This window comes from Modestobacter sp. VKM Ac-2982 (genome assembly GCF_026967935.1).
In the GTDB taxonomy this organism is placed as follows: Bacteria; Actinomycetota; Actinomycetes; order Mycobacteriales; family Geodermatophilaceae; genus Modestobacter.
This window is the reverse complement of sequence record NZ_JAPVBL010000003.1, coordinates 632,526-645,557: the sequence shown is the minus strand read 5'-3', so window position 1 is coordinate 645,557 and position 13,032 is coordinate 632,526. Positions and strand designations below refer to the sequence as shown.

Here is a 13,032-nt window from a genome sequence, read left to right as displayed (position 1 = left end):
GTCGGCGTGGCCGCACGGAGCGGGGCTGCCGGGACGACCGGGTGTGGCACGGTGTCGCGGTGCCCGCCCGCGCCTGCGTCCGCCCGACGGACCTGCGATGACGCAGGGCATCCGCAACCCGGCCGGCCGCTCGATCCCCGCCCGCGGGTTCCACCACCCGGGGCGGGTGATCGCCGGTGCCTTCGCCGTGGCGGTCGCCATCGGCACCGCGCTGCTGTCGCTGCCCGTGGCCGTCGCCGGCCCCGGGCGCGCCGACCTCCTCACGGCGCTCTTCCACGCCACGTCCGCGGTCTGCGTCACCGGGCTGGTCACCGTGGACACCGGCACCTACTGGTCGGGGTTCGGCCAGGGCGTGATCCTGCTGCTCATCCAGGCCGGCGGCCTCGGGATCATGACGCTGGCCACCCTGGTCGCGCTCGTGCTGTCGCGCCGGCTGGGGTTGCGGGCCCGGCTGATCGCCCAGGCGGAGACCAAGGCGCTCTCCGCCGCGGACGTCCGCCGGGTCATCCGTCGGGTGGTGCTCTTCAGCCTCGGCATCGAGGCCGTGGTCGCCGTCGTGCTCGGGATCCGGTTCGCGACCGGCTACGACCAGCCGCCGGCGACGGCCGCCTACCAGGGCGTGTTCCACGCCATCTCGGCGTTCAACAACGCCGGGTTCGGGCTCGACCCCGCCAACCTGATCCCGTACGTGGCCGACCCGTGGATCAGCTTGACGATCTGCGTCGCCGTCATCACCGGCGGCCTGGGCTTCCCGGTGGTCTTCGAGCTGGTCCGCGAGTGGCGGACGCCGAAGAACTGGTCGGTGCTCACCCGGATCACCGTCATCGTCACCGTCGTCCTGCTCGTCGGCGGGACCCTGCTGTTCCTGCTCGCCGAGGCCGGCAACCCGGGCACCCTGGGTCCGCTGAGCGCCGGGGCGACCGTGCTGGCTGCGTTCACCGCGGCGGTGATGCCGCGCACGGCCGGGTTCAACAACCTCGACATCGCCGCCTACCAGCCCGAGACGCTGCTGCTCACCGACGCCCTGATGTTCATCGGCGGCGGCAGCGCCGGCACGGCCGGCGGCATCAAGGTGACCACCTTCGGCCTGCTGGCCTACGTCCTGTGGGCGGAGATGCGCGGTGACCCTGATGTCGAGGTCGGCCGTCGCCGGGTGCCGAGCACCAACCAGCGCCAGGCGCTGGCGGTCGCACTGCTCGGCATCGGCGTTGTCGCCGTCTCCACCTTCGTGCTGGAGGCGCTGACCGACTTCACCTTCGACCAGGTGCTGTTCGAGGTCGTCTCCGCGTTCTCCACCGTCGGCCTGTCCACCGGCATCACCGCCGACGTCCCCGCAGCCGGGCAGCTCCTGCTCGTGCTGCTCATGTACGTCGGCCGGATCGGCCCGCTCACCCTGGCGTCCGGGCTCGCGCTCCGCGACCGCGCCCGCCGGCACCAGCTCCCCGAGGAGAGGACCATCGTTGGCTAGCCACAAGGACCCCGTCGCCGTGCTCGGCCTGGGCCGATTCGGCACCGCACTCGCCCTGGAACTGGCCCGCGGTGGCACCGAGGTGCTCGCCGTGGACAACCGGCCCGACATCGTCCAGCGGCTGTCCGGACAGCTGGGCCAGGTCGTCATCGCCGACACCACCGACGCGGACGCGCTGAGCGAGATCGGCATCGCCGACTTCAGCCGCGTCGTCGTGGCCATCGGCGGCCACCTCGAGGCGAGCATCCTCACCACCGCGCTGCTGTCCGAGCTCGAGATCCCCACCATCTGGGCCAAGGCCGTGACCCGGCAGCAGGCGACCATCCTGAGCCGCATCGGCGCCCACCACGTGGTCTTCCCCGAGCAGGAGATGGGCGAGCGCATCGCGCACCTGGTCGCCGGCCGGCTGCTGGACTGGGTGGAGCTGGACCCGCAGTGGGTGTTCGCCAAGACCAAGCCGCCGAGGGAGATCGTCGGCGTCCCGCTCGGCCAGACCGGCCTGCGGAAGAAGCACCACGTCACGGTGGTGTCGGTGAAGCCGGAGAACACGGCGAGCTACACCCACGCCGACTACGACACCGTGCTGACCTACGGCGCCGAGATCGTCATCGCCGGCCGGCCGGCCCACGTGGAGCGCTTCGTCGAACTGCAGTGACCAGCTGGTGCCCCGGCAGGACCCGAACCTGCGGCACACGGTTGGGGAAAGCGCTGCAGGCGGTTCCGCAACCGGCAGGGAGGCGCCAGCCAGGGCCTCTACCTGGCGTCTGGCTGTCGGCAGTCGTCCTCGGCGCTTGCCGTCGCGCGCCAAGGTCGCGCCCACGGAGTCGGTCTGCAACGAGACGGCCGAGCAGCCGGGCCGTCCAGCTCCAGACGGCGGTCGGCTCGCCGTCAGCCGGGGCGGGCGTCCGGCGTCCGGCGTCGCCGCCCCCGGAGGGGGTCGCGCCCGGGCGCGAGCGGCCAGTGGAGTTGGCGCTTGCCGCGCAGCGTTCTCCCGACGACCCAGGCGGCGCACGTCCGGCAGATGTACACCCCGGGCGTGCCACCGAGCTCATGGGCTGCCCTCGACGGGCGCTCCCGTTGGCAGCAGCCACAGGTCACCGTTTCGTCAGCCGCGGGAGTCGAGCGACGACCTGACAGCTTCACGGAGCACTCCGATCAGTTGGCGGACGGTCGGTGAGCCAGCGAGGCCGTCCGCTGTCCGGTACACCCGGCAGGACAGCCCGACGGGGCTGTCCCGGTCCAGGAAGGGGTCCTGCCCGTTCACCAGCACGGTCGGAGAACCTCGGAACTCTGCCGCTTCCGCTTCTTCGGGCGTGCTGACGACGCGGTGCTCGACCTGGACCTCGCCGCACCCGATCTCCGCGAGCGCGTCGCGGAGACGTGCGTCCGCCACCGTCCAGTTGGGGCAGCCGTCGAAGTAGAGCAGGGCGACGTCCATGCGGCGGAACCTAGCCTGCACCGCTCAACCGAAGCAGCCGTCGCCGACCGTCTCGATGCCGCCGCCCGCGGGACTCGCGTGCCCAAGTCGAGTCCAGATCCGGCCGTCGTTCCGATCACTCGGCGTGAACACCAGGTCTGAGCAGGTGCTTCTTGGTGCCCCCGGCAGGATTCGAACCTGCGGCACACGGTTTAGGAAACCGATGCTCTATCCCCTGAGCTACGGGGGCCGCGGCGGTGCGGCTGCACCGCCACCGGGCCGCTGCGCGGGCCCGGTTGCCGACGAGAGGGTATCGGACGACCCAGGGGCCCGACGGCACGCGCCGTCGGGCCCCTGGGGTCGGTGCGCCGCTCGCTCAGCGAGCGCCGCAGAGCCGGATCAGCTCTGCAGGGACTCCATGAAGTCCGGGTTCGCCTCGAGCCACGCGTCGACGGCCTCGTCGTACCGGCCCTCGCCGTACTCGTTGACGACCATGTTCTCCAGCGAGCCGTACTGCTCGTCGGTGAGGGTCGCGTTCTCCATCATCGACGCCACGTCGGCGCAGTCGGCCGCGAAGCCCTCACGAGCCAGCGTGTGCAGGCCCTCGGAGTCGCCCAGGGCGCCTTCCGGGTCGGCGAGGTCCTTGACCGGGAACTCGCTGTTGGCCCAGAACGGGCGCCACAGGGTGACGACGATGTCCTCGTTGGCGTCGGTCGCCGCCTGCAGCTCGGCCAGCATCGCGGTGGTGGAGGACTCGACCAGCGTGTAGTCCTCCTCCAGCCCGTAGGTCGGCATGACGCTGTCCTTGGTGGTGGCCGTGAGGCCCGCACCGGGCTCGATCCCGACGATCCGGCCGTCGAACATCTCGGCCTTGCCGGCCAGGTCGGCGATCGACTCGATGTCGGTGTACTCCGGGACGGCGAAGGTCAGCTTGGCGCCCTCGTACCAGGCGCCGAGGTCCTCGAGCTGGTCGCCGTACTCCTCCATGTAGGCCGCGTGGGTGACCTCGGACCAGGCGGACGGGTAGACGTCGACGTCGCCCCCGGCCAGGCCGGCGTACAGCGGAGCCGCCTCGGAGATCTCGGTCATCTCGACCTCGACGCCCTTCTCGGCGAGGACGCCGTCCCACAGGTGGGCCATGCTCAGGCCGTCGGTCCAGGACGGGATGAAGCCCAGGTTGACGGTTTCGCAGTCGCCGCCGGCCGACGTCCCACCGGCGGCGGTGGTGTCCTCCTCGGCGTCCCCACCGCAGGCGGTGGCGGTCAGTGCGACGGCGGCGAGGCCGGCGGCCAGGCGTGCGCCTCGGGTGGTCAGGTGCTTGTTCATGCGGTCGTTCCTCTCCTACATCTGGTGGCGGTCGACTGCCCCGCGCACCGTTGGTGCTCCGGCTCCGCGGCGACGGCCCGGGAGGGCCGCGCCGGTCGGCTACCGGGCAGGTCGGTTCGGTGAGTTCTGGTCGGTCCCGACGGGCGTGACCGCATCGGCGGACCGGCTGCTGGCGCCCAGGCCGGCCTTGCCGACCGTGCCGCCGCGGCTGAGGAAGCTCGGGATCCCGCCGAGGCGACCGCGCTGCTGGCCGAACGCGCTGGTCAACCGGTCGAGGTAGATGGCGAGGATGACGACCGACAGGCCGCCCTCGAAGCCCAGCCCGACGTCCAGCCGGGAGATGCTGGTGACGACGACGCCACCCAGCCCGGCCGCGCCGATCAGCCCGGCGATGACCGCCATGGACAGCGCAAGCATGATCACCTGGTTGACCCCGGCCATGATCGTCGGCAGGGCGAGCGGCAGCTGGATGCCGCGCAGGATCTTCCCGGGCGGGCTGCCGAAGGCGTGCCCGGCCTCCACCAGCTCCGGGTCGACCTGCCGGATGCCCAGCTCGGTGAGCCGGATGGCCGGCGGCATCGCGAAGATGATCGTGGTCACGACACCCGGGACGAGGCCGATGCCGAAGAACGTCACCGCCGGCACGAGGTAGACGAAGGCCGGCATCGTCTGCATGAAGTCGAGCACCGGTCGGAGGACGGCGCTGACCCGGTCGCTCTTGGCGGCCGACACCCCGATCGGGATGCCGATCGCCACCGCGATGACCGCGGACACGAGGACCAGTGCCAGCGTGGCCATGGCCGGCTCCCACATCCGCATGCTGATCAGCAGCAGCAGGCCGAGCAGCGAGACGACGGCGAAGCGCACCGACCGCACGACGCCACCGAGCACGGCCAGCACCACGGCCAGCAGGATCGACGGGGGGAAGAGCAGCGCGTCACGCAGGCCCTCCACGCCGGTCTCGGTCCCGGCGCTGATCACGTCGAAGACCGGGGAGAAGTTCTCGGTGACCCAGTCGAAGCCGGAGTCGATCCAGTCGCCCACCGGGATCTGCGGCAGGGCGCCGTCCTCGGCGGCCCGGAACACGGTGTCAGCCACGGATGGTCTCCTTCGTCGCCACGGCGGAGGCGCCCACCGGGTCGGCCGGTGCGGGTGCAGCGGACGGCGCGGGGCGCGGGACGCCCCCCAGGGCAGCCAGGACCGCCCCGCGGGGCACCACCCCCAGCAGCCGGCCGTCGTCGTCCACGACGGTCACCGGCACCTCGTCCTGGGCGGCGGGGGCGAGCAGGTCGCTCAGCGTCGTGGTCGCCCGGACGTCGACCGGGGGCAGCAGGGCGACCCCGGCCAGCGACGGTGCCCCGGTCGCGACGGCGGTCCGGACAGCGTCCTCGGTGGCCACCCCGGCCACCCGTCCGTCGCCGTCCCCGACGAGGACGGAACCGGTGCGGTGTGCCTGCATCGTCTGGAGCACGTGTGCGGGGGCAGCCGTCGGCGCGACCAGAGTGGGGGCCTCGACCATCACGTGCCGCGCGGTGAACACCCGCCCACGGTCGACGTCGGCGAGGAACTGCCGCACGTAGTCGTCGGCGGGGTCCTCGAGGATCTGGTCGGGCGTGCCGATCTGCACGATCCGCCCGTCGCGCATGATCGCGATCCGGTCACCGAGGCGCATGGCCTCGTTGAGGTCGTGGGTGATGAAGACGATCGTCTTGCCCAGTGAGGCCTGCAGCTCCAGCAGCTGGTCCTGCATCTCGCGGCGGATCAACGGGTCCAGCGCGCTGAACGCCTCGTCCATGAGCAGCAGGTCGGTGTCGGCGGCGAGCGCGCGGGCCAGGCCGACCCGCTGCTTCATGCCGCCGGAGAGCTGCCCGGGCTTCTGGTCGGCCCACTGGTCGAGCCCGACCAGCGCAAGGGCCTCCTGTGCCTTGGCCCGGCGGGTGGCGCGGTCGACGCCGCGCACCTCGAGGGCGTAGGCGGCGTTGTCCAGCACGCTGCGGTGCGGGAAGAGCGCGAAGTGCTGGAACACCATGCTCATCTGCTCCTGCCGGAGCCGGCGCAGCGCCTTGTCGTCCAGTGCGGTCAGCTCGGCGTCGCCCACGCGCACGGTGCCGGCAGTGACCTCCAGCAGCCCGTTGAGCATCCGCAGCAGCGTCGACTTGCCCGAACCGGACAGCCCCATGACCACGAAGATCTCGCCCGGCTCGACGGTGAGGCTGACGTCGATGACAGCCGGCGTCGCGCCGCGCTCCCGCACGTCCGCCACGGAGGCGCCGTCCCGGAGCCGGTCGACCGCCTCGGCGGTCCGCCGGCCGAAGACCTTGAACAACCCCTCGGCATGTACTGCGGGCACGGGCAACCTCTCGTCGGCGGACAGGACCCCGGCCTGACGGCACGACGAACAGGGGCGCGCAGCTCCGCGGAGCGCTCGTCACCTGTCCGTGTCGTGCCACCGGGCGAACCACCCCTCGGGCGGACGCCATGCGGCGCGGGTGCAGCTCGCCGGCCACGACGCTGGGGCGTCGGCACGCACGTCGCGGTGCGCCGGTCAGCGAGCCGGGGTGGGGCGGGCAGGCCCGCTCCCATCTCAGAGCAGGACGCTAACAGCAATTGATGGACACAAATGACACTTCCAGGCCATCCGGCAACACCGTTATGCGGTCGTGACGCGCATGGGGTGTCGAACAGCACAACGACAATTCCGCCGCATGGTCGCGATCGGCACCGTCAGGCAGGTGTCACCAGCCTGAGCTGCGGGTATTTGGAGTGGAGCGCGACCCGAAGGCAACCGAGAATCGTGTTGCCGCAATGTCATGGAATCGTCATCAGATCTCCATGTGGCACCCGACGGAGTGCCATTCAGCCCGAGCCGATCGCCGCATCGACGACTGTGGTGGGCGTGGTACCGGGAACCTGTGGGGTCCCCGACGCGTGGGAGGAGATGCGGGCGGCACCGTGTCGCAACCGTTACCTTGTGTCAGCACGTACGAGCCCCGGCAACGGCGCCGGAGGCGCGGGAGGTGGAGAACACAGATGGAGATCACGGTCGTCGACGTCCCCGAGCGGGGCCGCTTCGAGATCCGGGACGGCGAGCGAGTCGTCGGCCTGGCCAGCTACCACGTCGACCAGGGTGTGATGACCCTGCCGCACACCGAGATCGACCCGGCGATGGGCGGCCGAGGCCTCGGGACGCAGCTGGTCGGCACCGTCCTCAGCGCCGCCCGCGACCGCGGCCTGCACGTGCTCCCCTACTGCTCCTTCATCCGCAAGTACCTGGTCGACCACCCCGAGCAGCTGGACCTCGTCGCCGAGGCCGACCGGCCCACCTTCGGCCTGGCGCCCGCCCACAGCTGATCCACCCAGCGGCGCCGGCGGGGGCTTCCTAGGCTCGACCGGGTGCCCACCGCCCTGCTCTGGTTCCGCCGCGACCTGCGCCTCGACGACCACCCGGCCCTGCTCGCCGCCGTCGACGCCGCCGGGCTCGGGGGCGCCGTCGTCCCGGTCTTCGTCTTCGACGACCGGCTCTACGGCCCCTCCGGCGAGCCGCGCCGGCGGTTCCTGCTCGACTGCCTGGCCGAGCTCGGCGCCTCGACCGGCGGCGCCCTGGTCACGCGCACCGGCGACCCGGCCGCCGTCCTCCCTCGGCTGGTCGCCGAACTGGACGCGGTGAGCGTGCACGTCACCGCCGACGCCGGCCCGTACGGACGGCGGCGCGACCAGGCGGTGGAGCGGGCACTCGGCGACGTCCCGCTGGTGCGCACCGGCTCGCCGTACGCGGTGGCGCCAGGCCGGGTGGTCAAGCGGGACGGCACGCCGTTCCGGGTGTTCACCCCGTTCGCCCGCGCCTGGCGCGAGCACGGCTGGCACTCCCCCGCCGTCCGCCCCGACCCGGTCCCGTGGCAGCACGGCGTGCGCTCCGAGGAGCCTCCGCCGCGGCCCGACCTGGACGACGTCCAGCTCCCCCCGGCCGGCGAGGCCGCGGCCCTGGAGGCCTGGCACCGGTTCCGGGACGAACGGCTGCTCGGCTACGACGCCGGCCGCGACCGCCCCGGCACCAACGGGACCAGCCGGCTGTCGGCGTACCTGAAGTACGGCTGCATCCACCCGCGGACGCTGCTCGCCGACCTGGCTGCCGAGCAGGGCTCGGAGTCGGTGCGCCGCTACACCGACGAGCTGGCCTGGCGCGACTTCTACGCCGACGTCCTGTGGCACCAGCCCGACTCGGCCCGGGAGTACCTGAACCCGCAGCTGCAGGGCATGGGCTACGACTCCGGGCCGGACGCCGAGGAGCTGGTGCGCGCATGGGAGACCGGCCGCACCGGCTTCCCGATCGTCGACGCCGGGATGCGGCAGCTGCTCGGGGAGGCCTACGTGCACAACCGGGTGCGGATGATCGTCGCCTCGTTCCTGGTCAAGGACCTGCACCAGGAGTGGACCCGCGGCGCGCGGTACTTCATGCAGCACCTCGTCGACGGCGACCTGGCCAGCAACAACCACGGCTGGCAGTGGGTCGCCGGCACCGGCACCGACGCCTCGCCGTACTACCGGGTGTTCAACCCGATCACCCAGGGCAAGAAGTTCGACCCGGACGGCGCCTACGTGAAGCGCTGGGTGCCCGAGCTGCGTGACCTGGACCCCAGGCACGTGCACGAGCCGTGGACGGCGCCCGGCGGCGTCCCGGCCGGCTACCCCGAGCCGGTCGTCGACCACGCCCACGAGCGCCAGGTGTCCCTCGACCGCTACGCCGCCGTCCGCGCCCGCTAGACCCTGGGGCCAAAGTCGCGACTTTGGCCCCAGCAGTGTCGGCTGGGTCACTGGGCCCGTCGTGGCGGACGAGGCCCGCGCGGGTGAAGCTGGGCGGCGTGATCGTCGGTGCCTGAGGGCCACACCCTGTTCCGGCTGGCCCGCGAGCAGCAGGCCGCGTTCGCCGGCCGCGAGGTGCACGTCACCAGCCCACAGGGCCGCTTCGCCGCTCAGGCCGAGCTGCTCGACGGCCGGGTGCTCGACGAGGTGACCTCCTACGGCAAGCACCTGTTCGCCTTCTTCGGCCCGGACGTCGTGCACGTCCACCTGGGGCTCTACGGGAAGTTCACCTCCGGCACCGGCCTGCCGCCCGCGCCCCGCGGCGCCCTGCGGATGCGCTGGGAGGGACCGGGCGAGGACGGCGAGGGCGTGTGGACCGACCTGCGCGGCGCCACCGCCTGCGACCTGATCACCGACGGCGAGGTGCAGTTGATCCTCGACCGGCTGGGCCCGGACCCGCTGCGCCGGCGGTCGGACCCGGCGAAGGCGTTCGCCCGCATCTCCCGCAGCCGGACCACCATCGGCCAGCTGCTCATGGACCAGGCCGTGCTCGCCGGCGTGGGGAACGTCTACCGGGCCGAGGTCCTGTTCCGGCAGCGGCTGAGTCCCTTCCGGCTGGGCCGGGACGTCGACGCCCAGCTCTGGGACCGGCTGTGGGCCGACCTGGTGACGCTGATGAAGGCCGGGGTCAAGGCCGGCCGGATCGTCACCACCGAGCGCGCCGACCGCGAACGCCGGCGCGGCCCGGCGCTCCGGGAGGACGCGCACTACGTCTACCGCCGCCAGGGCCTGCCCTGCCGGATCTGCGGCACCGAGGTGCGCAGCGAGGTCATGGTCGGCCGCAACCTCTTCTGGTGCCCCACCTGCCAGGCCGTCTAGGGGACGAGGCACAGGAGGCTCTTCACCCGGTCTGCGGCGCGAAACCGGGTGAAGAGCCTCCTATGCCCCCTTCAGCGGAGGGCGCCCTTGGCCTCGTCGCCGGCGGGCACCGCCTGCAGCAGCCGGACGCCGATCGGCTCGGTCAGGTCGTCCTTGACGCTCTCGGTGAGCTGGTTGAACGTCTCGCCGGCCCCGTGCGCCTTGACGTCGTCCTGGGTCGCCCAGCGCTCGATCATCACGAACCCGTAGCCGTCCTCGTGCAGGGCGTACAGCTCACAGCCGGGCTCCTCGTGCACCTTCGGGACGGCGGCGGTGAACGCCTCCCGGACGGCGTCGGCGCGGCCGGGCTTGGGCGAGATGGTGGCGACGATCGTGATGGACACGCAGGGCTCCTCAGCGGTGGTCGGGCACGGCTGCCCGGGTTCACCCTGGCGCCTACCCGCCATCGGGACGACGATGCGGGCGTGGCCGAACCCACTGTGCCCGACCGATCGCTGCCCGACCGATCGCTGCCCGACCGATCGCTGCCCGGACGGCCGCTGCGTGTCGCCGTCGTCGGTGCCGGACCGGCGGGCATCTACGCCGCCGACGCCCTCGCCGGGCAGGACGACGTCCCGGTCGCCGTCGACCTGATCGACCGGCTGCCCACCCCGTTCGGCCTGGTGCGGCACGGCATCGCCCCCGACCACCTGAAGATGCGGGCACTGCGCGAGACGCTGCACCACACCCTGGACCACGAGCGGGTGCGCTTCGTCGGCAACGTGGAGATCGGCACCGACCTGGCCCTGGACGAGCTCCGCCGGCACGTCGACGCCGTCGTCTACACCTACGGCGCGGCCGGTGACCGCACGCTGGGCATCCCCGGTGAGGACCTTCCCGGCAGCCTGGCCGCCACCGACGTCGTCGCCTGGTACTGCGGGCACCCCGACGCCGACCGGGCGCGGGTCCAGGAGCTGGTGTCCCGGGCCCGGGACGTCGTGGTGGTCGGCGTGGGCAACGTGGCCCTCGACGTGGCCCGGGTGCTCGCCCGCTCCCCCGCCGAGCTGCACCCCACCGACATGCCGCACCACGTGCTCGACACGCTGGCCGCCGCCCCGGTCGAGCGGATCACCGTGCTCGGCCGCCGCGGCCCGGCACAGGCCAGCTTCACCACCCAGGAGCTGCGCGAGCTGGGCCACCTGGCCGCCGCGACGGTGCTGGTCGACCCAGCCGACCTCACCGACGCCGGGGACGCGGCGCTGGCCGCCGAGGACCGGCACGTCGCCCGCAACCTCGCCGCACTCGCCGACTACGCCGGGCACGAGGCCGCCCCCGGCGCGGTGAGCGTGCGGCTGCGCTTCCACGCCCGCCCGGTCCGCCTGCTCGGCACGGACCGGGTCATCGGGGTGGAGGTGGAGCGCACGCGGGTCGACGCGGACGGCCGGGCGGTGGGCACCGGCGAGCTCGACGTCGTCCCGGCCGACCTGGTGGTGCGCTCGGTCGGCTACCGCGGGCACCCGCTGCCGGGGCTGCCGCTGACCGCAGGCACCGTGCCGCACGACGCCGGCCGGGTGCTCCGCGACGGCGAGGCCAGCCGGGGCGAGTACGTGGCCGGGTGGATCAAGCGGGGGCCGACCGGCGTCGTCGGCACCAACAAGCACGACGCCCGGGAGACCGTCGCCTCGCTGCTGGCCGACGTCGCCGCCGGGGTGCTGGCGCCCGGCGGGGACGACGACTGGGTCGACACCCTGCTCGCCCGCGGCGGGCACCCCGTGCTGCTGGCCGACTGGCGGGCCATCGACGCCGCCGAGATCGCCCTCGGTGCCGTCCACGGCCGGGCCCGCACCACGCTGCACGACCGACAGCAGTTGCTGGACGCCGTCCGAGCCGCCGCGGCAGCGCAGGAGGGCTGAGCCGGGGGTGGCGCGGTACGGCAGACTCGGTCTCGTGACCGGCTCAGCACAGACCTCGCCCGCCACCACGATGATCTCCTTCGCCCGCGGCGCTCCGTCGACCGACATCGTCGACGTCGAGGGGCTCAAGCAGGCCGCGGTCGCCGCGTTCGACTCCGACCCGGCCGGGATGACCGGCTACGGGACGGCGGTCGGCTACGTGCCGCTGCGGACGTGGATCGCCGAGAAGCACGGCGTCCCGGTCGAGCACGTGTTGGTGACCAACGGCTCGATGCAGGCCGACGCCTTCCTCTTCGACGAGCTGGCCACGCCGGGCGCCGCGGTGGTGACCGAGCGGCCCACCTACGACCGCACCCTGCTCGGGCTGCGCAACCGCGGCGCCGACGTGCACCTGGTGACGCTCGAGGAGGACGGCATCTCCGTCGACGAGCTCGCCGCCCTGCTCGACGGCGGGCTGCGGCCGACGCTGGCGCACGTCATCCCCAACTTCCAGAACCCGGCCGGCTACACGCTCTCGCTGGCCAAGCGCGAGCGGCTGCTGGAGCTGGCCCGCGAGCACGACTTCGTGCTGTTCGAGGACGACCCGTACGTCGACATCCGGTTCAGCGGGGAGCCGCTGCCGCGGATGCTGGAGCTGGACGGCGGCGCGGCCAGCGAGCACGTCGTCTACGCCTCGTCGTTCTCCAAGACGGTCTGCCCGGGCATCCGGGTGGGCTACTTGGTCGGGCCGCCGGCGCTGATCAAGAAGATCCAGGTCCGGGCCACCAACACCTACATCGCGCCGAACATGGTCGCCCAGGGCACGGTGTACGCCTACCTGCAGGGCGAGCGGTTCCCGGCCGCGCTGGAGCGGGTGAAGTCGGCGCTGGCCGAGCGGGTCGGGCTGCTGGACGACGCGCTGCGCGAGCACCTGCCGCAGGCGACCTTCCGCCGTCCCGAGGGCGGGTACTTCCTCTGGGTGTCGCTGCCCGAGGGTGAGGGCCACGACGTCGCCCGGATCACCGCCGAGGCCGCCGCCCGTGGGGTGGCGATCGTGCCGGGCACCGACTTCCTGCTCGAGGGCGGGGAGAACTCGTTCCGGCTGGCCTACTCGGCCGTGCAGCCCGGCGACGTCGACGAGGGCGTCCGCCGGCTGGCCGCCGCCATCGAGGCCGCCCGCAGCTGAGCGCCGCTGCGCCATCCGGCGCGGCTGTCCACCCGTCGGCACGCTTGTGCTCTGCTCACTGGTGGTGAGCAGAGCACAAGCGTGC

Annotated in this window: 12 protein-coding genes and 1 tRNA gene; 7 read left to right on the top strand and 6 right to left on the bottom strand. The window is 72.9% G+C overall.

Annotated features, from left to right (window positions below; genetic code table 11):
• Positions 1-97 precede the first annotated feature (97 nt).
• Together O2W20_RS13670 and O2W20_RS13665 are read left to right on the top strand one after the other, a co-directional pair.
• Positions 98-1,468: a TrkH family potassium uptake protein gene (locus O2W20_RS13670; RefSeq protein WP_269172082.1), complete on the top strand. Its 1,371-nt coding sequence runs from the start codon at positions 98-100 to the stop codon at positions 1,466-1,468.
• Complete coding sequence (locus tag O2W20_RS13665) at positions 1,461-2,123, top strand: potassium channel family protein (RefSeq protein ID WP_269172083.1); 663 nt, start codon at positions 1,461-1,463, stop codon at positions 2,121-2,123. The genes O2W20_RS13670 and O2W20_RS13665 overlap by 8 nt, the downstream gene beginning before the upstream one ends.
• Positions 2,124-2,573: 450 nt before the next feature.
• On the opposite strand, the gene O2W20_RS13660 is transcribed toward O2W20_RS13665, so the two are convergent.
• The 5 genes from O2W20_RS13660 to O2W20_RS13640 form a co-directional block, all read right to left on the bottom strand.
• The gene (locus O2W20_RS13660; RefSeq protein ID WP_269172084.1) at positions 2,574-2,906 is read right to left on the bottom strand and encodes a thioredoxin family protein; all 333 of its coding nucleotides are present in this window, start codon (positions 2,904-2,906) and stop codon (positions 2,574-2,576) included.
• A gap of 153 nt (positions 2,907-3,059) precedes the next feature.
• Positions 3,060-3,135 (bottom strand) — tRNA-Arg (locus O2W20_RS13655).
• 149 nt (positions 3,136-3,284) lie between these two features.
• Positions 3,285-4,211, bottom strand: a complete 927-nt coding sequence (locus O2W20_RS13650) for a glycine betaine ABC transporter substrate-binding protein (RefSeq protein ID WP_269172085.1) — start codon at positions 4,209-4,211, stop codon at positions 3,285-3,287.
• Between the two features lie 99 nt (positions 4,212-4,310).
• Positions 4,311-5,309 (bottom strand): ABC transporter permease, encoded by a 999-nt coding sequence (locus tag O2W20_RS13645; RefSeq protein WP_269172086.1) that lies wholly within the window; start codon positions 5,307-5,309, stop codon positions 4,311-4,313.
• A complete protein-coding gene (locus O2W20_RS13640) occupies positions 5,302-6,561 on the bottom strand; it encodes a quaternary amine ABC transporter ATP-binding protein (RefSeq protein WP_269172087.1) in 1,260 nt (419 codons plus the stop codon). Before O2W20_RS13640 ends, O2W20_RS13645 begins: the two co-directional genes overlap by 8 nt.
• A 680-nt stretch (positions 6,562-7,241) precedes the next feature.
• On the opposite strand from O2W20_RS13640, the gene O2W20_RS13635 reads away from it, so the two are divergent.
• The 3 genes from O2W20_RS13635 (at position 7,242) to O2W20_RS13625 (ending at position 9,890) form a co-directional block, all read left to right on the top strand.
• A complete protein-coding gene (locus O2W20_RS13635) occupies positions 7,242-7,562 on the top strand; it encodes a GNAT family N-acetyltransferase (protein ID WP_269172088.1) in 321 nt (106 codons plus the stop codon).
• Between the two features lie 42 nt (positions 7,563-7,604).
• A complete protein-coding gene (locus O2W20_RS13630; RefSeq protein WP_269172089.1) occupies positions 7,605-8,972 on the top strand; it encodes a cryptochrome/photolyase family protein in 1,368 nt (455 codons plus the stop codon).
• Between the two features lie 108 nt (positions 8,973-9,080).
• A complete protein-coding gene (locus O2W20_RS13625; protein ID WP_269172090.1) occupies positions 9,081-9,890 on the top strand; it encodes an Fpg/Nei family DNA glycosylase in 810 nt (269 codons plus the stop codon).
• 71 nt (positions 9,891-9,961) lie between these two features.
• Here the strand turns inward: O2W20_RS13625 and O2W20_RS13620 are convergent, their stop codons facing one another.
• On the bottom strand, positions 9,962-10,273 hold the full coding sequence (locus O2W20_RS13620; RefSeq protein WP_269172091.1) for a putative quinol monooxygenase: 312 nt from the start codon (positions 10,271-10,273) through the stop codon (positions 9,962-9,964).
• Positions 10,274-10,354: 81 nt separating this feature from the next.
• Here O2W20_RS13620 and O2W20_RS13615 point away from each other — a divergent pair, with 81 nt between their 5' ends.
• Both O2W20_RS13615 and O2W20_RS13610 read left to right on the top strand, forming a co-directional pair.
• Positions 10,355-11,782: an FAD-dependent oxidoreductase gene (locus O2W20_RS13615; protein WP_269172092.1), complete on the top strand. Its 1,428-nt coding sequence runs from the start codon at positions 10,355-10,357 to the stop codon at positions 11,780-11,782.
• 34 nt (positions 11,783-11,816) lie between these two features.
• The gene (locus tag O2W20_RS13610) at positions 11,817-12,947 is read left to right on the top strand and encodes an aminotransferase-like domain-containing protein (RefSeq protein ID WP_269172093.1); all 1,131 of its coding nucleotides are present in this window, start codon (positions 11,817-11,819) and stop codon (positions 12,945-12,947) included.
• The last annotated feature ends 85 nt before the right edge of the window (positions 12,948-13,032 follow it).